The 25,026-nt window shown below is 32.3% G+C and carries 29 protein-coding genes and 1 tRNA gene; 13 read left to right on the top strand and 17 right to left on the bottom strand.

Annotated elements, in window-relative coordinates; all coding sequences use genetic code 11:
- Window positions 1-26: 26 nt before the first annotated feature.
- From ACRHNM_RS06895 to ACRHNM_RS06870, 6 genes are all read right to left on the bottom strand, one after another.
- Window positions 27-644: a hypothetical protein gene (locus ACRHNM_RS06895; protein WP_431135013.1), complete on the bottom strand. Its 618-nt coding sequence runs from the start codon at window positions 642-644 to the stop codon at window positions 27-29.
- Between the two features lie 5 nt (window positions 645-649).
- Complete coding sequence (locus tag ACRHNM_RS06890) at window positions 650-1,831, bottom strand: hypothetical protein (RefSeq protein WP_431135011.1); 1,182 nt, start codon at window positions 1,829-1,831, stop codon at window positions 650-652.
- Window positions 1,812-2,354: a hypothetical protein gene (locus ACRHNM_RS06885; RefSeq protein WP_431135009.1), complete on the bottom strand. Its 543-nt coding sequence runs from the start codon at window positions 2,352-2,354 to the stop codon at window positions 1,812-1,814. Before ACRHNM_RS06885 ends, ACRHNM_RS06890 begins: the two co-directional genes overlap by 20 nt.
- A complete protein-coding gene (locus ACRHNM_RS06880; protein ID WP_431135007.1) occupies window positions 2,338-2,883 on the bottom strand; it encodes an RNA polymerase sigma factor in 546 nt (181 codons plus the stop codon). The genes ACRHNM_RS06885 and ACRHNM_RS06880 overlap by 17 nt, the downstream gene beginning before the upstream one ends.
- Window positions 2,884-3,093: 210 nt before the next feature.
- Entirely contained in the window at window positions 3,094-3,504 is a 411-nt protein-coding gene (locus ACRHNM_RS06875; RefSeq protein WP_431135005.1) for a hypothetical protein, read from the bottom strand.
- On the bottom strand, window positions 3,485-4,072 hold the full coding sequence (locus ACRHNM_RS06870; protein WP_431135003.1) for an RNA polymerase sigma factor: 588 nt from the start codon (window positions 4,070-4,072) through the stop codon (window positions 3,485-3,487). Before ACRHNM_RS06870 ends, ACRHNM_RS06875 begins: the two co-directional genes overlap by 20 nt.
- A gap of 133 nt (window positions 4,073-4,205) precedes the next feature.
- Between ACRHNM_RS06870 and ACRHNM_RS06865 the strand changes: the two genes are divergently transcribed.
- The 4 genes from ACRHNM_RS06865 to ACRHNM_RS06850 all read left to right on the top strand — a co-directional run bounded on the left by ACRHNM_RS06865 (window position 4,206) and on the right by ACRHNM_RS06850 (window position 7,777).
- Window positions 4,206-4,553: a DUF6249 domain-containing protein gene (locus tag ACRHNM_RS06865; protein ID WP_431135645.1), complete on the top strand. Its 348-nt coding sequence runs from the start codon at window positions 4,206-4,208 to the stop codon at window positions 4,551-4,553.
- A gap of 120 nt (window positions 4,554-4,673) precedes the next feature.
- Window positions 4,674-6,461, top strand: coding sequence for a DUF885 domain-containing protein (locus ACRHNM_RS06860; RefSeq protein ID WP_431135001.1), 1,788 nt, complete (start codon window positions 4,674-4,676; stop codon window positions 6,459-6,461).
- Window positions 6,445-7,431 carry a hypothetical protein gene (locus ACRHNM_RS06855; protein WP_431134999.1) on the top strand — a complete coding sequence of 329 codons (987 nt, stop codon included), beginning with the start codon at window positions 6,445-6,447 and terminating at the stop codon, window positions 7,429-7,431. The genes ACRHNM_RS06860 and ACRHNM_RS06855 overlap by 17 nt, the downstream gene beginning before the upstream one ends.
- Complete coding sequence (locus tag ACRHNM_RS06850; protein WP_431134997.1) at window positions 7,424-7,777, top strand: DoxX family protein; 354 nt, start codon at window positions 7,424-7,426, stop codon at window positions 7,775-7,777. Before ACRHNM_RS06855 ends, ACRHNM_RS06850 begins: the two co-directional genes overlap by 8 nt.
- Window positions 7,778-7,832: 55 nt before the next feature.
- Here the strand turns inward: ACRHNM_RS06850 and ACRHNM_RS06845 are convergent, their stop codons facing one another.
- From ACRHNM_RS06845 to ACRHNM_RS06835, 3 genes are all read right to left on the bottom strand, one after another.
- Window positions 7,833-8,189 (bottom strand): diacylglycerol kinase family protein, encoded by a 357-nt coding sequence (locus ACRHNM_RS06845; RefSeq protein ID WP_431134995.1) that lies wholly within the window; start codon window positions 8,187-8,189, stop codon window positions 7,833-7,835.
- Window positions 8,190-8,198: 9 nt separating this feature from the next.
- Window positions 8,199-10,106 carry an LTA synthase family protein gene (locus ACRHNM_RS06840; protein WP_431134993.1) on the bottom strand — a complete coding sequence of 636 codons (1,908 nt, stop codon included), beginning with the start codon at window positions 10,104-10,106 and terminating at the stop codon, window positions 8,199-8,201.
- A 262-nt stretch (window positions 10,107-10,368) separates the two neighbouring features.
- Window positions 10,369-11,049, bottom strand: coding sequence for a M15 family metallopeptidase (locus ACRHNM_RS06835; RefSeq protein ID WP_431134991.1), 681 nt, complete (start codon window positions 11,047-11,049; stop codon window positions 10,369-10,371).
- A 33-nt stretch (window positions 11,050-11,082) separates the two neighbouring features.
- Between ACRHNM_RS06835 and ACRHNM_RS06830 the strand changes: the two genes are divergently transcribed.
- The 9 genes from ACRHNM_RS06830 (at window position 11,083) to ACRHNM_RS06790 (ending at window position 18,006) form a co-directional block, all read left to right on the top strand.
- A complete protein-coding gene (locus tag ACRHNM_RS06830; protein ID WP_431135643.1) occupies window positions 11,083-11,688 on the top strand; it encodes an alpha-ketoglutarate-dependent dioxygenase AlkB family protein in 606 nt (201 codons plus the stop codon).
- Between the two features lie 381 nt (window positions 11,689-12,069).
- Complete coding sequence (locus tag ACRHNM_RS06825) at window positions 12,070-12,996, top strand: alpha/beta hydrolase (RefSeq protein ID WP_431134990.1); 927 nt, start codon at window positions 12,070-12,072, stop codon at window positions 12,994-12,996.
- Window positions 12,997-13,249: 253 nt separating this feature from the next.
- Window positions 13,250-14,110 (top strand): SPFH domain-containing protein, encoded by an 861-nt coding sequence (locus tag ACRHNM_RS06820; RefSeq protein WP_431134988.1) that lies wholly within the window; start codon window positions 13,250-13,252, stop codon window positions 14,108-14,110.
- A 2-nt stretch (window positions 14,111-14,112) separates the two neighbouring features.
- Window positions 14,113-14,280: a DUF4177 domain-containing protein gene (locus ACRHNM_RS06815; RefSeq protein WP_431134986.1), complete on the top strand. Its 168-nt coding sequence runs from the start codon at window positions 14,113-14,115 to the stop codon at window positions 14,278-14,280.
- Window positions 14,280-14,783 carry a DUF1648 domain-containing protein gene (locus ACRHNM_RS06810; RefSeq protein WP_431134984.1) on the top strand — a complete coding sequence of 168 codons (504 nt, stop codon included), beginning with the start codon at window positions 14,280-14,282 and terminating at the stop codon, window positions 14,781-14,783. The genes ACRHNM_RS06815 and ACRHNM_RS06810 overlap by 1 nt, the downstream gene beginning before the upstream one ends.
- Window positions 14,780-15,721 (top strand): alpha/beta hydrolase family protein, encoded by a 942-nt coding sequence (locus ACRHNM_RS06805; protein WP_431134981.1) that lies wholly within the window; start codon window positions 14,780-14,782, stop codon window positions 15,719-15,721. The genes ACRHNM_RS06810 and ACRHNM_RS06805 overlap by 4 nt, the downstream gene beginning before the upstream one ends.
- A 1-nt stretch (window position 15,722) precedes the next feature.
- Window positions 15,723-15,896 carry an Arc family DNA binding domain-containing protein gene (locus ACRHNM_RS06800; protein ID WP_431134979.1) on the top strand — a complete coding sequence of 58 codons (174 nt, stop codon included), beginning with the start codon at window positions 15,723-15,725 and terminating at the stop codon, window positions 15,894-15,896.
- 58 nt (window positions 15,897-15,954) lie between these two features.
- Window positions 15,955-17,286 (top strand): DUF819 domain-containing protein, encoded by a 1,332-nt coding sequence (locus ACRHNM_RS06795; protein ID WP_431134977.1) that lies wholly within the window; start codon window positions 15,955-15,957, stop codon window positions 17,284-17,286.
- Window positions 17,287-17,307: 21 nt separating this feature from the next.
- Window positions 17,308-18,006 carry a DUF4369 domain-containing protein gene (locus tag ACRHNM_RS06790; RefSeq protein WP_431134975.1) on the top strand — a complete coding sequence of 233 codons (699 nt, stop codon included), beginning with the start codon at window positions 17,308-17,310 and terminating at the stop codon, window positions 18,004-18,006.
- Between the two features lie 59 nt (window positions 18,007-18,065).
- Here ACRHNM_RS06790 and ACRHNM_RS06785 read toward each other — a convergent pair.
- From ACRHNM_RS06785 to ACRHNM_RS06750, 8 genes are all read right to left on the bottom strand, one after another.
- Window positions 18,066-18,139: transfer RNA gene (locus ACRHNM_RS06785), tRNA-Thr, on the bottom strand.
- 60 nt (window positions 18,140-18,199) lie between these two features.
- The gene (locus ACRHNM_RS06780; protein WP_431134973.1) at window positions 18,200-18,466 is read right to left on the bottom strand and encodes a hypothetical protein; all 267 of its coding nucleotides are present in this window, start codon (window positions 18,464-18,466) and stop codon (window positions 18,200-18,202) included.
- Window positions 18,467-18,493: 27 nt separating this feature from the next.
- Window positions 18,494-19,465 (bottom strand): type I phosphomannose isomerase catalytic subunit, encoded by a 972-nt coding sequence (locus ACRHNM_RS06775; protein ID WP_431134971.1) that lies wholly within the window; start codon window positions 19,463-19,465, stop codon window positions 18,494-18,496.
- Window positions 19,462-19,872, bottom strand: coding sequence for a 6-pyruvoyl trahydropterin synthase family protein (locus ACRHNM_RS06770; protein WP_431134969.1), 411 nt, complete (start codon window positions 19,870-19,872; stop codon window positions 19,462-19,464). The genes ACRHNM_RS06775 and ACRHNM_RS06770 overlap by 4 nt, the downstream gene beginning before the upstream one ends.
- Window positions 19,869-20,396, bottom strand: coding sequence for an isopentenyl-diphosphate Delta-isomerase (idi, locus tag ACRHNM_RS06765; RefSeq protein ID WP_431134967.1), 528 nt, complete (start codon window positions 20,394-20,396; stop codon window positions 19,869-19,871). Before idi ends, ACRHNM_RS06770 begins: the two co-directional genes overlap by 4 nt.
- A gap of 178 nt (window positions 20,397-20,574) precedes the next feature.
- On the bottom strand, window positions 20,575-22,518 hold the full coding sequence (locus tag ACRHNM_RS06760; protein ID WP_431134965.1) for an OmpA family protein: 1,944 nt from the start codon (window positions 22,516-22,518) through the stop codon (window positions 20,575-20,577).
- Window positions 22,519-22,528: 10 nt separating this feature from the next.
- Window positions 22,529-23,458: a PorP/SprF family type IX secretion system membrane protein gene (locus tag ACRHNM_RS06755; protein ID WP_431134963.1), complete on the bottom strand. Its 930-nt coding sequence runs from the start codon at window positions 23,456-23,458 to the stop codon at window positions 22,529-22,531.
- Window positions 23,459-23,487: 29 nt separating this feature from the next.
- Window positions 23,488-25,026: gliding motility-associated C-terminal domain-containing protein (locus ACRHNM_RS06750; protein WP_431134961.1), on the bottom strand; the 1,539-nt coding region annotated here is incomplete at its 5' end.

The raw sequence follows: 25,026 nt of genomic DNA, 5'->3' as shown, positions 1-25,026 counted from the left end.
AATAAGTGGTTTCTTATGATACTTAATTATTCAAATATTATCTCTATGAGATAGTAGTTCGGAATATCAAATACAGTTCCCCATTCTTCAGGTTTATACTCGCTTCCTGAAACATCACAATATTTTTTCCAACCACTTACTTTATCGATATAAGGCAAGAAATAGCCCATAATTAGAGTTTTAGCATTTAACTCAACTGGCATTGGATCACTTGATTTTAAGAAATCATGTAACGCATATTTATCTTCTGATGCTCTGATGTTATACAACCTTGGTGAGGAAAAACGATCAAACTTAAAGTTCATTTTAATCGTATTATTAATTTGGGTTTTAACATGATATTTAAATTCAAAAATGGTATCGTTAATGACTGAAACGTAATCATGTTGGCCACTATCTATAATAGTATCGATTTTAGCAAGGCTTCCATTGGTATATTCTTTTACTAAGAGTCTGTAATGTTTACCTTTTAAATCGTTACCTGTAAATGTAAGTTTAATGGTTTCTACGTCCTGAAACCTCATCAAATCATGCAATTCCTTATGGTCTGAGCCATATTTGGTGTATAGTTTAATATCACTGTTTTGTGCGTTTAACATGCTGAAGCCAATAAATGTTACAGCTAATACCATTAAATTCTTCATTATTTTTAGTGTTTAGAGTTGCTAAATGTATCGTTGTAATTGTAGATGATGCCGTGAATAATATCAAAATTTATAGCTCCAGAAAAATAACCCTCTCCTTTAGCTTTACGTTCCATCATATTATATTTTACTCCTTTGCTTGTGGGTTGCATATTGACTTCCATTTTGCTGCCATACATGCTTTTAGTATTATTTCCCATCACTTTTAGACTAAAATCATAGTTTTTTGGATAAAACAAATGGATTTTAGAATACTCTGAAAACAAATCAAAACGCTTAAAATCAGTATCCCAGTTATAGAAAAAATATTCGCTGTTAAAATCTGTAATCGTCACTTTTTCTTGAAGCTCTCCTATTTGAATTTTTGAAAACTCTGAAGTAATATTTACACGTTGTGCACTTCCAATCAACCCATTAGATATATTATTAAAATCGTATGTTCCGCCAATTATGGCTTCTGCTCTTAAATTGGCATTTTCAATTTTAAAAACATTGTATTCGTTTATCAATTGTTTTGCGTACAAATAGCCACGTTTTAAAACTACAGACAACTCATTCATACTATCATCTCGCATGGTTATTTGTGCATCTTTACCATTTATCTTGAGTTTTAAATATGGTGGTATTTTAATTATAAAATGGCTTCTCAAAATCTTAACATTTCCCTTGTTTATGTTTTTTAGCTTTCCGTTTTTATCTTGAGTTTTAAAACGATCTTCAAAATATTTAAAAGGAGCTTTCAACTTTCCGAAGTTATTATATCGTATTTCCTTAAGAATCGAATCTTTAGTTTTTCTTACAATGCTGTCAGTATGTTTTGACGAACCATTATAGTTTAAAACCAATCCGTTTGGAGCGTCATAAGCATAAGTAACATCTGAAATCTTAGTAATACTAGCAGAAACCAACGTAATATGATTTTCAAATTTTGTAGCTTCAACACTAACACTTTGTATTTTTTCTTCAATTTCCTTTTTAGAATATCCATTAAATTCTAATGTATAGTCAAAATGAACTCTGTCATCAGCAGACGCTTCAATAGCTACAGTTGTATTTTCAAGATTAAAAATGGCTGTGGTGTTTTTATCTGTAGAAAAAGCTTCGGAATACACGGTTTTTTTTTGTGCGCAAACTAGTCCTGATGTGATAAACATCAGTATGTAAATTTTAAATACTAATGGTTTCATAGTGTTCGTTTTTTTGATTTAATACTTTAATATGTTCCTGAATATCCTTCAATAACTGAAGTCTTGTTTTGAGATTGTCAACCAATGCTTCTACTACCAATATGTTATTTTGATCTGCTTTAAACTGATTAGAAATCTCCTTATAATCCTTATCAAGATCATCCAGTTTTTGTTTATAGCGTTTTACTAATGTATCATCATCTGTAATACGTATAAAATTTTGCCATTCGTCATCGATATTTGTGAGATACTGTTTTTCAATAGCATTAATTTGAGTTTCCATAACGGACTCATCAGCGATTTGATTACTCACTTTATCTGTAGTGGTATTAATGACAAATGTTAACGCTAAGAACAACAATATTACAGCTGCCATTTTTAGTAGATAATTTCTGCTTAATGACGACTTTCGTTTTGGTCTAGACGCTTTAAGCTTATCGTAAAATTCTTGTCTGTGGTGTTCTGGTAACTGACTTCCTGAACCTTCTTCGTTTGTAAATAAATCTCTAATATCTTGCTTCATTATACTTGTCTTTTAAAAGGTCTTGTAACTGTAATTTGCCTCGCCTTAAATGTGTTCTTGATGTTTTAACAGGAATGTCTAAAATGTGTGATATTTCCTCGTGATCATAGCCTTCTGCGAGATACAAATTAAGAACCACCTTATATTTAGGTTTAAGTTTTTCAATTGCTTTTATAATATCTTCCTTAGATAATGTTGTATTAACATACCAATCTGGATCTTCTAAACGTTGTAAATCTTCAACTTCAACATCTGAAAATTGAATTTTCCGTTTTTTTAAAACATCTAAGCAGGTATTGATGATGATTCGTTTTAGCCAAGCTCCAAAGGTATGGTCTGGTTTGTAACTATGAATGTTTGTAAATGCCTTTAAAAAACCCTCTTGCATAGCATCTTTAGCATCTTCGTCGTTTAAATATCTACAAGCTATACTAAACATTGCATCACAGTATACATCATAAACTTGCATCATTGCCTTTTCATTATTGTTTTGGCATTTTGCAATTAAAATATCATGTGCTTTGGACATTCAGTTCTGGTTAGTTTTCAATACTAATAACGAAAGAAAATTGTTAGGGTTTCAAAAATTCTAAAACTATTTTAAAATTTAATGTGGTTTTTAAAAAGAAAAGGAATCAGGAGAATATAAGTGTGTTAAAAAACACCTAAAGAAGAAGAACAAAAAAAATCACAAAAAGGAATCTTATCATTAACATGCTTCAGTTCAATCAAAACAAGTTTATTTAAAACGTTTATCTAATTGATGTTTTAACAACGGTATTTGTATAGCTAGCATAATTGCAAAAAGTAAAGCGATATAACACATGGTCTGTGAAACATTGAAAGCTGAAAGTGAATCTGTATTTATAAAATTGATGTAAGACTCTAATTTTATATGTTCAAGCCATCTGATTTCGTGATTTTGAGAACCAAAAATGATATATCCAATTAATGAAGCTATACCAACACTTAAAAGCAACCACATACGTTTTGAAATAAGTGGCACATACCTAATGGAGACAGACGACTGCAGAGGTTCAATTTGTGACATTACATTTTTTGTAAAATCAAACGACGGACTTTCAATTGCTGATTTCCCTATTACTTTTCGTGATAAGTCGTCTAAATATTTATCTGCGTTCTCTTTCATAATAATCGAGTATTTCTGGTTCTAAATGTGATTTTAAAATAGTTGCTAATTTTTTCCGGCTTCTAAATAATTTCACTTTTATGGAGTTTGATGTGATGCCAACAATCTTTGAAATTTCATCTAAAGATAAGTCATCAAAATAATATAAGGTTAATAAAAAGCTTTCTTCATTTGGTAATTTATCAATACATCGTTGTATTTCTAATGTCTGCTCTTTACTTTTCATCTTGTCTAAAGCGTTATCAATAGCCACAACCTGATGTGCTGTAAATTCATTTATTTCAACATTTTTCAAGTACTTTTTATTCATTTTAATTCTATCTAAGCAGCTATTATAGGTCACTCTATAAATCCATGTTGAAAATTTAGAATCGCCTTTAAACGTTTTAAGCGACTTATATGTTTTTATAAACGAGTCTTGCGCAACCTCTTCTGCTTCTTCTCTGTTTTTTAACATTCGTAATGCTAAAGTAAAGACCAAGTCTTTGTAACGATCAACCAATATCGTAAACGAATTAGTGTCGCCTTCAACTATTTGATTGATGAGTATTTGGTCGTTGGTGGTCATTTTAATGGTAAGACGACACAACTAATTATTAGGTTACAGCAAATCGTAAAAACTTTTTTTAAAAATTGTGTAACCAGAATGAAACATCTGTCGTCATAAGCACAGAACCTTTAAAATTAATCAATTAAAAAACATCGTTATGGAAGTAATCATTATCGGAATCATTTTTGGATCTATTTTTGGCGTATTCTACTTGTACTATTCTACAAGAAACAAGGAGCGCTTGGCACTCATAGAAAAAGGAGCTGATGCTTCAATTTTTATGAAAGGCAAACAACACATTACTCCAATTTGGAAAGTACTCATTCTCAATTTTGCATTGTTATTAATGGGAATTGGATTAGGAATTATAATTGGTGGTATTGTAAAGGAAAACCTAAATGTTGATGCTGAAATAGCGATGCCAGGAACCATTTTCCTGTTTGCTGGTTTAGGATTATTTTTTGGTTTTAATATGTCTAAAAATTTAGATAAAGACTAAGGCTACATCAACCAGCCTATTTAAAAACTGCTATTCATCGATAGTGGTTTTTTTTTATGCTTTTTTTAACCTCAATATTATGTACCTTTAGGTCTTAAATTAAAAAAAGGAATTATTAAAATGAAAAAAATAATAGCTTTTACTGCACTTATAGTATGTTTTTCAGCATGTAAAGAAGATAAAAAAACTACTGAAACTGAAAAATCTGTAGCAACAAACACCTCATTTGAAACTGTTTTAGACAACTACCACCAAGAAGGTTTGAAGTTAAATCCGCTTAATGCTACATCTGCAGGAGATAACAGATATAATGATCAACTGCCAAATTTTTTGTCTGATGAATATGCTCAGCAATTAAAAGATTACTATTATAATTATAAAACTAAAATCAATGCATTTGAAGATACTGAACTTACCGAAAGTCAGCAATTAAGTAAACAAATTTTAAATTGGGAATGTGATATTAATCTCGAAAGCTTTAAGTACAATGAAGATTTTATGCCAATTAATCAGTTTTGGTCGCTTCAATTATCTATTGGTCAGTTAGCAGGAGGATCAAGCTCGCAACCGTTTAAGACCGTAAAAGATTACAGCAACTGGCTTAAGCGTTTGGATGGCTATTTACAATGGATGGACTCTGCCGAAGAGAAAATGAAAAAAGGCACAGAACTAGGTTATGTATTACCAAAATCACTAATTGTAAAAGTGATTCCTCAGTTAGAAGCATTAACAACAACAAATGCAGATGAGCACTTATTTTTCAATCCGGTTAAAAACTTTCCAGATCATTTTTCTGAAGAAGACAAAACAAAGATTACAGAGGCATACACATCAAAAATCACCACTGAAATTGTTCCTGCCTATATAAAATTACATGATTTTATGAGTACAACCTACTTAAAATCAGGACGCGCTTCCAGTGGAGTTTCGGTCATACCAAATGGTGAGGAGTATTATAAACATCAAATTAAAAAATACACTACGACAAATATGACAGCTGAAGAGATTCATGAGTTAGGTTTAAAAGAAGTAGATCGTATTTTATCTGAAATGGAATCTGTTAAAAAACAGGTTGGTTTTGAAGGTGATATCATCTCTTTCTTTGATTATGTTCGTAACAACAAAGAATTAATGCCATTTGAAAACCCAGAAAACATTATTGATAATTTCAATAAAATTCACAATACTATGAAACCTCAAATAGAAAAACTATTTGATTTAAAACCTAAAACAGCTTTTGAAGTGCGTCGTACTGAAGCCTTCCGCGAAGCATCAGCCAGCGCAGAATACAATCCAGGAGCACTGGATGGTTCCCGTCCTGGTATTTTTTACACACCTATTCCTGATGCTTCAAAATACAATGTGTTTTCAGATGAAGCGCTGTTTTTACATGAAGCTATTCCAGGGCATCACTTTCAAATTTCATTACAACAAGAAAATAAAGACTTACCTGATTTCAGAAAAACACTTTGGTACAGCGCTTATGGTGAAGGTTGGGCTTTGTATTGTGAATCATTAGGAAAAGAATTAGGTTTATATACAGATCCTTATCAATATTTTGGAATGTTAAGTATGGAAATGCATCGTGCCATTCGTTTGGTGGTAGACACAGGAATCCATGCCAAAGGATGGTCTCGTGAAGAAGCTATTAAGTATTCACTTCAAAATGAAGCTGAAAGTGAAGCAAGCATAACTTCAGAAATTGAACGTTATATGGCAATGCCAGGACAAGCATTATCTTATAAAATTGGTCAGCTTAAACTTCTGGAATTACGTGCTAAAGCCGAAAAAGAGTTAGGTGACTCTTTTAATGTGGCTCAATTTCACAATCAGGTATTAGAATCGGGTTGTATGCCCTTAGCATTATTAGAAACTAAAATTGACAATTGGATTGCATCAGTTAAATAAACATTTTACAGCATTACTTTTATGTATCGCAACTATTGGTTTTTCTCAAACCAAAGTGATTAGTAGTGAAACAGATTACCCTGTCTCCTATGCTACCATTTCATTTGGTGATGGTCAAGGAATTTTTGCTGACGATGAAGGGTATTTCTTTTTCACCAAAAAGTTGTATCCTGATGTTGATTCTCTCTACATTTCTGCATTAGGTTTTAAAGAAAAAGCCGTTGCCACAAAAAACCTTTCCAAATCCATTTTTTTAGATACTAAAACCAATACATTAGACGAAGTTGTGATTAGCACAACTGTGAATCGAAAGTTTAAAACCGAAACCATAAAACCATATGTAGATGACGATTACTACAAATGTTGGTTGCCAACTATTGAAAGTGAAATAGCGGTGTTTTTTCCTAATGAGGATGATCTGTTGAAAAAGATTTCATCTATTATATTTCCCATTACTTTAGAATCACGTGACTGGAAAAAACGCAAACGTAGTAATGCAGATAAAAGAACATTTTCTACTTTATTTAAGGTGAAATTTTATAAAAACAATAATGGTAGTCCAGGAGAACCACTCACCTATGCCAATATCGTATTTAGAGCTACTGAAAAGAATGGAGATGAATTTAACCTTGATGTTTCAGAGCACGACATCATTATTCCTGATAACGGTTTTTATGTGTCTCTACAAGTTCTGGGTTATACTGATGATAATGGCAAACTGTTACCTAATAAAAAATATAAAGAGATTAAAACCAAAACGGGTACTGTTAAAATACCTACAAATTTTAGACCTTTACTCCCTTTTACAGATGAAATAGACGATTATCGTACATTTATCAAACGTGTTTTTATTAATGATAATGGTTGGGTTCAATTTAAAAAAGGAAATGGCATAGAGTCCAGTTTACTCAGAACTGACCTTAACAACTATGGTGTTGGAATGACTTTTAAAGTGTATAAAGATGAATAACAGTTGGCACTTTTATGTAATGCCTGCACTGTATATTGTGGCAGGTATGATGCATTTTATAAAACCAAAATCTTACATGAGAATTATGCCTCAGTATTTACCAAATCATAAACTGTTAGTCTATTTAAGTGGTATTGCTGAAATTGGTTTAGGAATAGCCATTTGTATTCCGGCGTTAAAAGTGTTTGCTGTTTATGGCATTATAACTATGCTACTCATTTTCTTATTAGTGCATTTTTATATGTTATCTGGAGAAAAAGCAAGTGCTGGAATCCCGAAATGGATTTTAATTATACGCATTCCACTTCAATTTGGATTGATGTATTGGGCTTGGTGGTATTTGTAAATTACTACTTTAATAACACTCGTAATAAGCACCCGAAATCTAAAAAAGAATCATATTAAAAGTAAGGCAAATAGATAATTAAAAATACAACAATAGATCCAAGTGCTGCAAAAGTAACTGCACCTGCAGCGATATCTTTTATAAAACCAATACGTTCATGATGATTAGGATGTACAAAATCAGCTATTTTTTCAACAGCTGTGTTTAAGCCTTCTATACTTAACAGTAAAGCCATTGCAAGAGTTTGATTAATCCAATCTTGTTTAGAGATATCAAAGTAAAACCCCAGAATAATAATAATGCAACACAAACTTGTTTGCAACATCACACTATGTTCTGTTGTGATTAATAAGAATGATCCTTTAAAGGCAAACTTTAAGCTTTTTAATCGTCCTACAATAAAATCTTTCATAGTAGTATTTTATTTTTCCTTTTGGTTTAATTTGTATTTACGAGAATTATATTGATCTGATGCTGTTATAATATGACTCAATGCGTCTTTGGCCAAATCGTTATCAAGCTGTGATGGACTTAAATTATCATTCTCGTCAATTTTAAACTGTACTGGTTCTTTTCCTGCTTGAAGTACAATTAAATCTTCATCTACTCTGAATGCATTTGTACTATGAAACTGCATAATTGCGCGCCCTTTTGTCTCTTCGCTTAGTTCAAAGAGGTTTCTGCCAACCATAGGTGTTTCGATATCAATTCCTATTAAATCCAATAGTGTTGGTGGAATATCTAACTGACTACAAAGTTTATCATAGGTGATTCCTCCTTCAATATTAGGTGCTATGATTAAAGCTGGAATATGGAATTTATTTACAGGAATTAAATCTTTTCCCCAGGTTCTTGTATTGTGATCTGAGATAACTATAAAGACTGTTTCATCGTAATAGGCTTCATTTTTAGCCAATTTAAAAAATTCGCCAATCGCATAATCTGCATACTTGATAGCATTGTTCACCGTGTTTTTCTCCTGATCATATAATTCAATTTTACCATCAGGAAACTCAAAAGGTTCGTGATTAGAACTCGAAAACATTAAAGAAAAAAATGATTGCCCATTATAAGATGCATATAACTCATTTCCTTTTCTAACTAAAGACTCATCTGAAACTCCCCAATTTCCTTTAAAATCATAATCTTCTTTTTCATAATCTCTTTCATCGATAATATCATCAAATCCATTCCCGTTAAAAAAAGAGGCCATATTATCAAAGTTAGCAGAACCACCATATACAAAACTGGTTTGATAGCCTTGTCGCTTTAAAGCATCTGCAAGTGTAAAAAAGCCATTTTGCGACTTCCCTAATTTAACTACACTTCTTGAAGGTGTTGGTAAAAAACCTGTGGTAACAGCTTCTATTCCTCGTACGCTTCGGGTTCCAGTGGCATATATATTTGTAAATAAAAGCCCTTCTCTTGATAAGGAATCAAAGTTTGGAGTTAAAGGTAAACCTCCTAATGAGCCTACATATTCTGCGCCAAGGCTTTCTTGTAGAAAGATAACAAGGTTATAGGGTTTTTCTTTTTTATGCGTGCTTTCTTGCATGTGCAATAACGGAATCTCAGAACTTTTAAAATCAGAGGCTGATGCAGTCATGTATTTTTTTACTCTTTGTAACGCTTCATCCACTGGTAATTTACCATACATTTCTATAGTGTTCTCTTCATTTTTTAATGAGTAAACAGCAAAACCAACAGTATATAATGAATTCAAAGCCAGACTATTAGTTAGCTGGTCTGTTGAAAAAACAGCATCACTAGCGTTTATTGGTCGCTTAGACGTTAAACTCGAACGAGCACCAAAAAACAATAAAAAAGCGACTAATGGTAACGATATCAATTTAAACACATAGCTACTCGTAGATGCTATTTTAAACCATTGTTTAGACTTTTTAACCAGTACATATCCTATAAATGATAGTACAATTATTGCAAAAGTCATAATCCCTAAAAAACTTTTGAACAACATTCCAAATACTTCTTTAGGATATTCTAAATACTCTACAAAAAGACGATTAGGTCTGGTGTCGTATTGCAATATAAAATTAGGTGTTGCTAATTCCATAAGCAATAATAAGAATAGAAAAATTATAAAATAGAATCTAATAAATGCATTTATTTTCTTTAACCAACTATCTGGTAACAAAACTATTAAAAGTGTAGGCAAAAGAGCGATATAGGACAATAGAATTAAATCAATTCTTAAGCCAATAGGAAAGATGAACCAATAGTTTTCAATTTCTGTCACTCTTTCTGAAAACCATACAAAAAGAATAAACCTACTACATGTTGTTATAATAATTCCTATTATAAAAAACATGAAAACGGGTTTTAAAAATAAGAGTTTTTTCAATTTTTTGTTTACATTTAAAACGGGAGTGAATATATGATAAATTGTTAAATCATCTTATATACATTTCATATAAAATAAAAACCAAGGAATTCAACTTTACTTAATTCACTACACAACTATATGGTTTAGCAATTGTTTTTTATGATTTTAGCCCATCCCATAAAAACGTCTTATCTCAATACTCAATGCAATAACATTAGACGATTAGTCAACATACGAAACCGTGTAACTATTCTATTTCAAAATCAAAATAAGTGTCAGGAAAAGGTTCCCACCTCAAGGTAAAATGCCACCATTCTTTAGCATAATTCCTGAAATTATGCTTCAACATAACCTCCTGTAATAAACGTCTATTCGCTTTTTGTATTTCTGTTAAATCTTCATGATTTACCCAAGACTTTTTTCCGAAGAAATCATAAGGACTTCCCATATCTAAAGGTTCACTTGTAATGCCATTAATAATTGTCAAATCTAAAGTACTACCTCTACTATGACCAGAGCGAGTAGCTATGTATTCTTCCTGAAATAAATAACGCTTTTCCACATCTGGATAAAATTGCTGTTTATTAATCGTATCGTTTAAATCTTTTGCCCAACGCATAAAATGATTCACAGCTCGTTGTGGTCTGTAACCATCATAGACTTTTAAGCATAAATTTTGCTGTTGTAAGTCGTGTTGTACTTTTTTTAAAGCTTCAGCAGTTTCTTTTGTTATGATTAATGAATTGGCTTTATAACCATCAATAGTATCACCAACAAAATTATGAGTTGTATAATAACGCAACTCTACATTTAAGTCAGGAATTACATTTTTGGCGTAAACAAACCCTTCAGGAAGCTCTTTTTGCTCTTGAAAACCAATAGCCAGCGAAAATAACACTAATGATATGATTGTAATTTTGAGTTTCATAGGATATAAGCTAATTTAGATAAAAATTAAATGATGAACCTGTTTTCTGAAGAAAAAACGATTTTAAAACTACCTGATGCCGAATTAATTTACATTCCAAAGTTCTTAAACCAATTAAAAGCCGATTACTATTTAAAACATCTGAAATCAAATATAGATTGGCAACAAGACGATATTACCATTTTTGGAAAAACTTTCAAACAACCCAGATTAACAGCTCTTTTTGCTGAAAACAAATCATCTTATTCTTATTCTAACATCACAATGTATCCTCAACCTTTTACTTCAGAATTGTTAGAAATAAAAAACAAAATACAACAGGAAACCCAACATACATTTACAACTGTACTTATTAATTTATACAGAGATGGAAACGATAGTAACGGTTGGCATGCTGATAATGAAAAGGAATTAGGAGAAAATCCAGTTATTGCATCGTTAAGCTTAGGTGAAGTCAGACCTTTTCATTTCAAGCACAGACGCTTAAAGGGAGAACGTTATAAAATAGGATTAGAACACGGTAGCCTCTTGATAATGAAAGGTGCCATGCAACATCATTGGCTACATCAAATTGCAAAAACAAAAAAAGTGATTGGAGCACGAATCAATTTAACGTTTAGAAATTTACAAACTCTATAAAAAAGAAAAAACCGAGATCCCTCAATCTCGGTTTTCCTAATTTGCGTTTTATTTATGTGGTAGATTTAGGGTCACTAACTCAGCACATAAGCAAATATTAATTAATTAATCCATTGAACTAAAAACTAAATTTTAGTACACTTCAAATATAGAACTCTATTTCAATTCACAAGTTTAAATACATAATTAATCGATGAAATACATATAATTTTAACATTTAAAGATAAAAACGTGCATTTCACCGATGAAATGCACATCATAAAATTTTAAAAAAATAAGAATTTCCCTTTCGTGTTAAATAAAATAGACTTAAAACCGTTAGCTAAAAACAAAATTACTTTTGCGTATTTTTGATATCAATTTTAATTTTAATACGATAAGATGAAAGCATTTGTAAATCATATACTATTACTTTGTACTACAGTAGCTTTTGCTCAAAATATCAATTTTACTGCTCAAGACCTATCTATTAATGAACACATTGATGGGACACTTTTAGCTCCTGTTGATGTAAGTAATCCTGTTATGGCTATCATAATTGCAGATTCAGGTCCGACAGACAGAAATGGTAATCAAAATTTTCAAAATAATAATGCTTTAAAAAAACTTGCAGAAAGTCTTTCAAATCAAGGTGTTGCTACATTTAGATATGACAAGCGAATTGTAAAACAAATTAGAAAAGGTAAAGTAAATCCTAATATTACTTTTGATGATTTTATTACAGATGCTAATGCTGTTATAAATTATTTTAAATCTCAAAATAACTATTCAAAAATTGTCGTTATTGGTCACGGACAAGGAAGCTTGGTTGGGATGGTTGCTTCAAAAAATAACGTCGATCAATTTATATCATTAGCTGGATCTGCAAAATCAATCGACAATGTGATTATTGATCAAATAACACAAATGGATCCTGCTTTAGAAAAAAGCACTAAACGTGCTTTTGAATCGCTCAAAGAAGGAAAATTAACAAAAGATTATCCTCAAGCTTTAGGTTCCATTTTTAGTACAGATGTACAACCTTTCATGATGAGTTGGATGCAGTATAATCCTCAAGAACTCATTCAAAATTTAGACATACCTATACTAATTGTAAATGGCAGTAAAGATTTACAAGTCCCTGTATCTGAAGCAGAACTCTTAAAAAATGAATCGTCTGAAGCAACATTAAAAATAATAGAAAACATGAATCATGTGCTTTTTATTATTGAGGGAAAAGAATTAGAAAACTCAAAGTCTTATAATGAATCTTTCAGGTTGATCTCCAGCGAATTAATTGCTGAGCTTATTTCATTTATAAAAAACTAGCATCAATCACTTTGTTTAAGGCATTAAAAAAAGCATCTCAAGACTGAGATGCTTTTTTACTAACTAACCAACCAAATGAAAATGTTTACTCCATTAGTTGAGGTAATCACTCCTCGTTTAATATCATCATAATCATTTACATTAGTAATAAAGCAAATGGTGTGCCAAACTCAATTTGGAAACAAAAAAAGTTTGATGTAAATTTGATATCAAAATAATATCATATTGAATTATTTAATTTAAACCAACAACAATGAAAGAAGAAAAAATAATTGTCCCAGCAAATGGCTACTTAATGCTTTTTTTATTTTTAATACTTTTCTTTGGAAGTATTATTACTATGATATCTTTAAAAAACCCTTGGTTTTTAATTAGTGTTGTTATCGCGATTTTAATTGCTCCTGGTTTTATAATGGTGCAACCTAATGGCTCTCGAGTTTTATTACTTTTTGGAAAGTATGTAGGTACTGTAAAAAAGAATGGCTTCTATTGGGTAAATCCGTTTTATACGAAGAAGAAAATTTCACTCAGAGCAAGCAATTTTGATAGTGAACGCTTAAAAGTAAATGACAAACTTGGTAATCCGGTTATGATTAGTACCATTTTAGTTTGGCGTGTACAAAACACTTACAAGGCTGCTTTTGATGTAGATAATTACGAAAATTTTGTTCGGGTTCAAACTGATGCTGCTGTTAGAAAGTTAGCAAGCATGTATCCATATGACAATTTTGCAGATGAAGGTGTAGATGAAGACATTACATTACGTTCCAGTGTAAATGAAGTTAGTAATGCCCTTGAAAAAGAAATAGATGAGCGTTTATCTATTGCAGGTATTGAAGTCCTTGAAGCACGAATTGGTTATTTGGCATATGCTCAGGAAATAGCAAATGCAATGCTTAAACGTCAACAAGCTACAGCCATTGTTGCTGCTAGACATAAAATTGTTGAAGGTGCCGTAAGTATGGTTGAAATGGCCATCGAACAATTAAGCAAAAAAGAGGTCGTTCATCTAGATGAAGAACGAAAAGCAGCTATGGTTAGTAATTTAATGGTTGTTCTGTGTGGTGATAAAGATGCAGCTCCAGTTCTCAATACAGGAACTTTAAATCATTAATGATGAAAGAATATAAAGTAGTAACTCCAAAACTAGGCTTTAGAAATACTGTTGAAAAACTTGAAGATCTTCTCAACAATCATGCAAGAGAGGGTTGGGTTGTAAATAGTATTGTACCTAATCAACATACTATTTCCTATATTGTTTTAGAACGTAATAAAAACAGATAATGAAAACAGGTAGACCAAAAATAAACGTCCCGTTAGAAGGGTTAGACATTATTCTTGATATTCTATCAGCAACATTATTAATTTTATTAATCGCTTATACAGCCCTATCGTATTCAGAATTGCCAGATCGTATTCCATCTCATTTTAATGCCAGAGGAGAAGTTGATGGTTATAGTGAAAAAAGCATGCTGTGGTTACTTCCTGCTTTAGGTATAGTTATGTTTATTGGACTATATTTTATAAACAAGTTTCCGCACCTGCATAATTATATGGTCAATATTACAGAAGAAAACGCACTTAAAAACTATAGGTTTAGCACTAGAATTGTTCGGTTTGCTAACCTATTTGTAATGCTTATTTTTGGAGTCATAGCGTACAATATTGTAGAGTCTTCCAAAGGAAATATTAGCAACATAGATAGCTGGTTTCTTCCTTTGGTAATTGGAAGCAGTATTATGTTACCCATAATTCTATTAATATACCAAAACAAAATAAACAAATGATGAAATTCAAATTACTCTTAGCGTGTATTGTTATATCATTTTATGGAATAGCTCAAAACACATTTACTTCGGAAGACCTCTTAATCATGAACGACAGTATTCAGTTACCTGGAACACTAACATATCATGCTGACGTAAAACAACAACCACTACTTATTTTTGTTAGTGGCTCAGGAAATCCAGATCGTAATGGTAATCAGCCACAATATGGCGTTAATGGTAATTATATAAAACAATTCGCAGAAGCAATGACTAATAAAGGTATTGCCTTTTTTAGATTTGATAAACGAAACGTAACACCTTCAAATATTAAACACATTCTAAAAAGTTATGAATTTAATGATCTCGTCGAAGATGTTAAGGCTGTAATTAAGAATTTCAAAAACGATGAGCGTTTCAGTAGCATAAATGTAATTGGTCATAGTCAAGGTTCTCTGGTTGCCATGATGGCTATTAATAATAATGACATTAATAAATATATATCATTAGCTGGACTAGGTGAATCTGTAGACAAGACCTTAATCAGGCAATACAATGGGCAAAATCCGGAGTTAGCAAAAATTGTTAAAACACATATTGATGAATTAAAAAACACAGGATCCATAAAAGAAATCAATCCAATGCTCATGGGATTATTTGCAAAGCAAAACCATCAGTTTTTAAGTAGTTATTTAAAATTGGATCCAATAGAAGAAATTAAAAAGTTACACATTCCGATACTCATAATTAATGGAACCAAAGACATACAGGTTGAAGAAAAAGATGCTGAAAACCTTCATAAAGCGAATCCAAAATCAGAATTGGTCATTATTGATAACATGAACCATGTTTTAAAAACAATAGAAAAAGATGAAGACAATATGGCTTCTTATATGTCTCCAGATTTTAAACTTTCTGAAGAATTGATTGAAGTCGTTGAAAGATTTATAAAAAAATAAGATGTCTAAAAAGAAAGCATTTGCATTACGAATTAATGAAGATATGCTCAAGGCTATTGAAAAATGGGCTGCTGACGAGTTCAGAAGTACCAATGGTCAGATTGAGTGGATGCTGATGCAGTATCTTAAAGAAAAGAATAGACAACCCAAAAAGAAAAATGAAAGCGACTCTTAGCAAGTCGTTTTTTTTATGCGCTTTTATTTTGGTATTTTGCGCCTTTAAATTTTTGTATATGGATACTACTCTATTAATTGAAGCAAAACCATTTTTTACTGAAGACACTATAGTTTTTGGACTCTTAATGTTAACATTAGGTTTTGTTTTTTACACATCTACAAGTGAGAACCGTTTTTGGAAAAAATTCTATAAATATGTTCCTGCATTATTAATGGCATATATGCTACCAGCAGCTCTAACTACTTTCGGTATAATTGCTCCAGAATGGGGATTAGAAAATAAGCAAGGAACATTGGTAGAAGTCACAGGAAAATCTCAAGCGTATTATATTGCAAGTAGATTTTTACTTCCTGCCGCCTTGGTACTTATGACCATTAGTATTGACTTAAAAGCGGTCTTTAATTTAGGTTGGAAAGCTTTAGCGATGTTCGGCACAGGAACTTTAGGAATTATTATTGGTGGACCAATTGCTGTTTTTTTAATTGCATTAGTATCGCCAGAAACTGTAGGTGGCGCAGGAGCTGATGCCGTTTGGAGAGGTCTTTCCACACTTGCAGGAAGCTGGATTGGTGGTGGTGCCAATCAAGCAGCTATGCTAGAAATTTATGAGTACAATACTACAAATTACGCAGGTATGGTTATTGTTGACATTGTCGTTGCGAATATTTGGATGGCTATTCTTTTATTGGGCATAGGTAAGCAAGAGAAAATTGACAAATGGTTAAAAGCAGATAATAGCTCTATTGAAATCTTAAAAGAAAAAGTTTCTAGTTATGCTGCAAGCATTTCTAGAAACCCAACACTAGCAGATTTCATGGTTATTTTAGGAATTGCATTTACAGTTGTTGGCTTTTCTCATTTTGGAGCGAATGAAATTTCTGAATTTTTAAAATCTAACATTGAGGTTGTAAGCGATAAAAAATCGGCATGGTCTTCTTTTGGATCTCAATTCTTTTGGATGATTTCTATAGCAACAATTTTAGGCATTATATTGTCGTTTACGAGAATAAAAAAATACGAAGGTGCAGGTGCCAGTAAAATAGGAAGTGTATTTATTTATATTCTTGTTGCCACCATTGGTATGAAAATGGATCTTACAAAAATTGTCGATAATCCAGGATTGATTGTTGTTGGCTTAATATGGATGGCCATTCATGTTGGGCTTCTCTTTTTAGTAGCAAAACTCATTAGAGCACCATATTTTTTCTTAGCTGTTGGAAGTAAAGCAAACATTGGAGGTGCAGCATCTGCGCCAGTTGTTGCGGCTGCATTTCATCCATCCTTAGCAACCGTAGGAGTTTTATTGGCCGTTTTTGGGTATGTCGTTGGGACATATGGCGCCATGCTAACTGCTGAATTAATGAGAATAGTTGCTCCAATAACTTAATTACTAATTTTAAAATTTAAAATGAGAAAAATCTCTAAATTTTTAAGCCTAACTGTATTGATTCTATTAAATATGTCTTGTGAAAAAGACACAGATTCTAACTTTACACTTAAAGGTTATGTAAAAGGTTTAAAAAAAGGTACTGTTTATTTACAGAAACAACAAGATTCGCTTCTTATAACTCTAGATTCTCTTGAAATTCAAGGTGAGCCTAATTTTGAATTACACACCAACTTAGAAGAACCTGAAATGCTTTATTTAAAACTCGACAAGAATGCTTCTGAAGAAGAAATGGTCGTGTTTTTTGCGGATACTGGTGTTACCGAAATACATTCAACCAGAAAATTATTTAATTATAATTCTAAGATTAAAGGATCGAAACAACAAGAGGTTCTGGAAGAGTATTTGTCGACAATAAGCAAATTAAATAATAGAAATTTAGACGTATTACAATCCAATTTTGAATCGAATAGTGGTACTTCATTTAATGAGCAGCAACAAAACTTCTTGAAAGAAAAGTATAGGTATACTATTAATTTTTCTTTGGGTAATAACAATAGTGAAGTTGCTCCTTATTTAGCCATTTATGAAATACCTAACACATCAGTTCGCTATTTAGACACTATTTATAATACCTTAACTCCACAAATAAAAGCGTCTAAGTATGGTAAACTCCTGAAGGAAACTATTGAGTTTAGAAAAGCTGAAGACAACAATTAAATCTGATAATAACATAAAAAAAACTCCAATCACATGATTGGAGTTTTTTTTATGTGTTGAGCCGATGGAGGGACTCGAACCCACGACCTGCTGATTACAAATCAGCTGCTCTAGCCAGCTGAGCTACATCGGCTTTTCAGCCTGCAAATATAAACTTGAAAATGATATTTGCAAATAGCCCTGTAAAAAAAGTTTATAATTTATTCACTTTTTCGATTAAAGCCCTTCCTTTTACTTCAAGCTCATTATTAATGGCTTTAAAGTGTGCTTTTTTGTTCTCGACATTTCTATCGTTAACTTTAGCTATTAGTTCATCAAAAGTGGTAATAGCTTCATCAATGATAGCCTCGCTCTTTTTTGTGTCTTTATTTGTGTTTGAATATTCCCAAACATAAACTGCTTCTATAATATCTCCTAAAACAAAATTAATGTCTTTTTTTAGGTCTCTAACATTTGCCATAATTATATAAATTTATTTGCTACAAAATTAAACATAAACTTCTAATAGTTTTGCATTCGAAGCCGTTATTTTATAGGTTTCTATTGCTGCTGGAATTAAAAGGGTTTCACCTTGTTTTATAAATTCTGAAGCGTGTTCTGTTTCTATCAATGCTTCTCCTTCAACGCACATATAAATAAAAAACGAATCTTTTGTATTCAATTTTAAAATTGAATCTGTAACATGAAGAAAACTCGTCTTAAAATATGGACAATTTACCATATCGTTGGATGTATTCTCATCGGTTTTATAATCGACTCTAAAATTGTCTTCCATTTCAAAGTTAAAAGCCTCGATAGCCAAATCGTTATGTAATTCACGCTCATTTCCTTGGTCGTCAACACGATCCCAATCGTAAACCCGATAGGTAATATCACTTGTTTGCTGAATTTCAGCCAGTAACACTCCTGCTCCTATAGCATGTACTCGTCCTACTTCAATAAAATACGTATCTCCTGCTTTTACTTTGTTAAAATTGAGAATTTGTGTAAGTGTTTTATTCTCTAAATGCCTTATATATTTTTCTGGTGTCATGTTTTGATTGAAACCTACAATTAAGTTGGCATCTTTATCTGCTTGCATGACATACCACATTTCTGTTTTCCCGAAGGAATTATGACGTTTTGCCGCTAATTCATCATTAGGATGTAATTGTATAGATAAGTCCAACTTTGCATCAATGAATTTAATCAGGAGCGGAAAAGTATGTCCAAATATGTTATAATTCTTAACTCCTAAAATTTGTGATGTGTAGGTTTCTAAAAGCGTTTTAAGTGATTGTCCTTTTAAAGAACCGTTAACCACAATTGATGTATCTCCCTCAACATCACTAATTTCCCAGCTTTCTCCTACATTGGTTAGTTTAGAATCTTTATTAAGTAGGTTCTTGAGTTTTTCGCCTCCCCAGATTTTTTCCTTTAAAATGGGTTTGAATTTGATTGGATACAACTGTGTTTTCATAATCCTGAATAGGTTACAAAATTTCGTGGTGTTTCATAAAGTGTAATTTCTAAATCAAAATCTGTATTTAATTTAGGCTTTATTTTATTGTAAATGACAACAACAATGTTTTCAGCCGTAGGGTTTAAGTTTTTAAATTCAGACACTTCAACATTAAGATTTTTGTGATCAAAAGCATCTTCTACTTCAGATTTAATAATATCTTTTAAGATTTTCATATCGATGACATAACCTGTCTCTTTATCGATAGTGCCTGTGACACTTACAATGAGTTCATAATTATGCCCATGAAAGTTTGGGTTGTTGCACTTTCCGAAAATCTCATCATTTTTTTCAAAGCTCCAGTCTTTACGATACAAACGGTGTGCTGCATTAAAATGAGCTTTTCTACTTACAGTTACTCTCATTGTTTAGCGATATTTATGTGTTCGTAAAATTTATCAAAAATAATCTTAAACCATGCTGTGTATCGTTCAGGATGCAGATCTATATCGACTTTTACAGCTTCCAAAGGCATCCATTTCCAACATTCAACTTCATCAGGATTAATATTTGGTTCTCCATAATACTCACCAACCAAAATATGATCAAATTCATGTTCTGTCAAACCATTATCAAAAGGTGCCTTATAAATAAAAGAAATCGTCTCTTTGAGTTCTGTTACAAATCCCATTTCTTCTTGCAAGCGACGTTTACCAGCTTCTAAATTAGTTTCCCCTTCTCTCTGGTGACTACAACACGTATTGGTCCATAACAATGGTGAATGATATTTATGTTTAGCACGCTGTTGAAGCATTAGCTCATTATTATCATTAAAAACAAAAACTGAAAACGCACGATGTAAAAGTGCTTTTTCATGCGCTTCCATTTTGGGCATCGTGCCTATTTGTTCATCATTCTCGTTAACAAGAATTACGTGTTCTTCTTTCATCTGTCAAATTTATAGGTTTATTGGGTCAGATGTAATTCGCTAATAGACATACTACTATAATTAATTGCTTTAGCGTATTTCATAGCTAACAAAAATAACAACTAAATTTCACAAAATGTACTAGAAATAAAAAAGCTGTCTTAAAAAGACAGCTTTTAACTTTTATTTAATAGAAAGATTACATCTTTACAATAATAAACTCACTACGTCTGTTTAATTGATGTTGAGCTTCTGTACAATCTGAATTATTAGTTGGTTCACAACCACAATCGTTAACTAATTGAGATTCTCCATAGCCTTTTGCCGTGAGTCTTGATGCATCAATTCCTTTTGAAACCAGATAATCACGTGTAGCTTGTGCTCTGTTTTCAGAAAGTCTTTCGTTATACTCTGCTTTTCCTCTGCAATCTGTATGACTTTTTATATCGACAACCATATCTGGATATTGATTCATAACAGCCAAAACTTTTTGTAATTCAACTTCAGCATCATAACGAATATCGTATTTGTCATAATCGAAGTATATAATAGGAATTCCAAGAGTTTCAGCTAAATCTGTTCCTTGACCAATACCTTTTACATCTTTTTCTAGTTTAGGGTTTATTACTAACTTTTGTCTTTTCTTAGGTGTGGTAAAACGCTCTTCAACAGTTTCATAATCTTCGGCTTCAATTCTAATTAAATACTCCTTCTCACATTCTAGTTTTTCAAACATATAAGCAGCATCATTTCCAACAGTTTGTGAATTAAGAGCTACACCATCTGCATCTAATAATGTCACTTTTGCGCCTACGATGAGTTCATCGGTTTCTTGGTCTTTTACAATACCTTCAACAATCTGCTCGCAATCTGGAATTGAAAAACTATAGATATCGTCATCTCCTTTTCCTCCATCTCTGTTAGATGTAAAGAAACCTTCTTTTGTTGCCACATTTTCGTAATAACCGAAATCGTCCATCGGACTATTAATTGGCCTTCCGACATTCTCTAAAATTAATTGCTGGTTTAATGCTCTACGCTTTTCAAATTCTCTAATGACAAAAACATCTAATCCACCCAAGCCTGTGAATCCGTTAGAAGAAAAGAACAAATCACCTTCAGAATTTACAAATGGAAAAGTCTCATGACCTTCAGTATTAATAGAAGTTCCTAAATTAACAGGTTCTCCTAAAGTTCCGTCAGCATTAATATCAACTTCAAAAATATCAGACTTCCCTAAAGTGCCATTCATATCTGAGGCAAAGTACATTTTAGTGCCTTTAAGGTTTATTGTTGGATGTGCAACACTATATTCGTCACTATTAAAATGAACTGGCTCTATGTTGGTCCATGTATCATCCTCTAAAGTGGCTTTAAAAATTTTTAATCTATTTGTACCATCTTCACTACTCTTATACTTTTTATTGTAATAATTGTTTCTCGTGAAATACATGACCTGATCATCTGGTGTAAATGAAACTGTTGATTCGTGAAACTTACTATTTACCTGATCATTAAGAGCTGTAACATTACCGTAAGATCCATCTTCCTGTTTTTCTGCTGTGAATAAATCCAGGAAAGGCTGTTCATTCCATTTGTATTTTTTTCCTCCACCTCTAGCTGAAGCAAAAACCAACTGATCTTGATATTGTGTGGTTCCGAAATCAGAAACATCCGTGTTGATATCCATATTATAGACTTTAAAATCACGACTTGCTTCATCAATCATAGATAAATAATCTACAGTTGAAGCAAAAGCTCTTCCTCTAAGGTCACTACGATCTGCCTCGTGGAATTTTTTCATCCACTTGTCAGATTCTGTATAGTTCTCAACAGACTTTAGAGCTTGAGCATATCTAAAGTAGTACTCTGGATCCATGTCTTCACTCATAGCCATTAACTCACCATACCATTGTGCAGCCTCTTTCATTTGATTGTTAAAGTAAAATGAATTGGCAAGTTTCTGAAGTAAATCAACAGACTTGTAACCATTGTTTGCAACTTCCAGCAGAATCTCACTGGTTTTTACGTAAGCTAAATTATCGTACTCTTTTTTAGCCTGTCTCACTTTTCCTTTTTGCGCATAGCCTATTGTAAAAATAAAGCTAAATGCGAGTATAGATAGTATTCTTTTTGTTTTCATAATCATTTTTTTAGAAGAATCTAGGTGATAATATTCTACCTAATTTTTGCATTTCAAAACGTAACATGATTTCGTGTGAACCACTATTATAATTATTCAGATTAGTTGTTGTAGCATCATATGAATAACCTATATATAAGCCATCAGTAACTTGAAAACCAGCAAGGCCACTTAAAGAGTCATCCCAACGCCAGGCTACACCTAATGTGAATTTCTTATTAAATAAAAAGTTTGCGGATACATCTGCTATTAAAGGTGCACCAGAAACTGCCTTTACTAAAGCTGCTGGTTTGAATTTAGTATTTTCACTAAGGTCAAACACATATCCAGCGATTAAATAATAATTCATTCGCTCTTTGGCTACAGATTCCTGAAAATCATCATAATGATCAGTCGTTAGAAAATTAGGAACTGAGAGCCCTACATACCATTTTCTGTTATGAAGATATAAACCTGCTCCTACTGTGGGAGAAAATAAGCTTACGTTTTCACTAAAAGCTGCATCAGGATTTTGAAAACGTCCTTTGCTCCAATCAGTATCTAACAAATGTGCTCCTGCTTTAACACCAAAGGACAACTTTGTCAATGACTCATTAACCTGAATCGTGTATGAAAAATTTGCATCTATATATGTTTCGTTTGCTGGACCTAATGCATCGTTAACAATAGAAAGCCCTAAACCTATCTTATCGTTCCTTAGTGGTGCATGAATTCCTAAAGTCTGTGTTTTAGGTGCTCCATCTATACCAACCCATTGTGTGCGGTATAAACCTGTTACACTTAGCACTTCTCGTTGTCCAGCGTATGCAGGATTAACACTCATAGTATTATACATATACTGTGTATACTGAGGGTCTTGCTGTGCAAAACTAGTATTAATAGTTAATGCACTAAACACTAACAGTATTAATCCTTTTACTAATGATGATTTCTGTATCATTTCAATATTGTTTTTAATCTTGCCTAATTTTATCTATTAATGTATAACCATCCTACTCTTGGTTCTGAGCCATCACCTAAGTCGATAACATAGTAGTAGGTACCTACTGGTAATTGATTAGATCCATCGAGAACAACTCTTCCATTAGAAGTACCTTCCCAATCGTTTTTATATCCTCTTGTTGAGTAAACTATATTTCCCCAACGGTTATAAACCTCTAACGTATTATTAGGGAAGGTTTCTATACAATCTATAACAAAGGTTTCATTAACTCCATCTCCATTAGGTGAAAACTCATTGTATATGGTTAAACAAATTGGATCAACTGAAGCAGAAGATTCATTGTTATTAGTGTTTGTATCATTTCCACCAATAAAATCTGAAATTAAGGCGGTATTTACATAATCTCCAAAACCAAGCACTTCAACTGTAATCTGAAGGATTGCAACTTGTCCTGGATTTAATTGACCAACTGTCCAAAGACCATTAGAATCAGAATATGTACCATTATCTACTGTTACTATTGCATCAACAAAAGAATAGCCGCTAGGAAGTACATCTTCGACAACCACTCCAGTTGCAGTTACAAAACCTTCATTAGTAACTGTAATTGTAAATGTGACATTGTCACCAATTAATGGCTCTAAAACATCAACTTCTTTAAATACTGATAATTCAAAATTTGAATCTGTCGCAATTACTGTTGGATCATCTGGATCTCCATTACCATCCAAATCAGCATCAGTTGTATCTGTAGGGTCATCACTTTGATCGCTAACAGTAGTACCGACTGGACTGTCTCCTTCAGCAACAGCAATATTTTGAACACCTCCTGAATCAACATCATCTTGGGTAATGGTATAACTAGCCTGATATGTTGCTGTTTCTCCCACTAATAACAAACCTTCTATGTTGTCTGAATTTAATGAATCAAATGTTGGTCCTAAATCTAATGTAAGCGGATTACCATTTAAATTTGTTAAATCATCACTAACAATCATCACATTATTCAATATTAAATTCCCAACATTTGTTACTGTAATTGTATAATTAATTACATCTCCAACTCCAATAACGTTATCTCCATTATCGTTAACAGAAGCCGTTTTAATAACCTCTATTAAAGGTAAAGGACATACGGTTACAGTTACGATTGCTGTATCAGAAACCGAAGCACATGCACCATTTCCAATAACTGTGTAAGTGTATACTCCAGCGTCAACAATTGGGAAACTCACAGCGTTACCTAATCCATCAGTCCAATTACCACCAACATCAGGTGTTCCTCCTAATTCAGCAAATATTTCTGTTTCTGTTAAATCCTCATTAATACAGATTTCAACGTTCCCATCTGCTCCTGCATTAGGTAAAGCATCAACCGTAATCGTTGCACTAACTCCTGTTAAATCTGTATCACAATTCGCATTGGCTACATTGCTAACATCTATACTTGTATTGGCTGTAATTCCTATCACTGCTATCTCTAAAGTACCATCTGCTGGAATACTTGCTGTTACTGAGGTACCACCATCAATACTATAGGTTACTGTATCTCCTGCATCGCCTGT

The organism is Psychroserpens mesophilus, from assembly GCF_050617655.1.
In the GTDB taxonomy this organism is placed as follows: Bacteria; Bacteroidota; Bacteroidia; order Flavobacteriales; family Flavobacteriaceae; genus Psychroserpens; species Psychroserpens mesophilus_A.
Note: the sequence above shows the minus strand (reverse complement) of the source record. Positions and strands in the feature narration are given on the sequence as shown.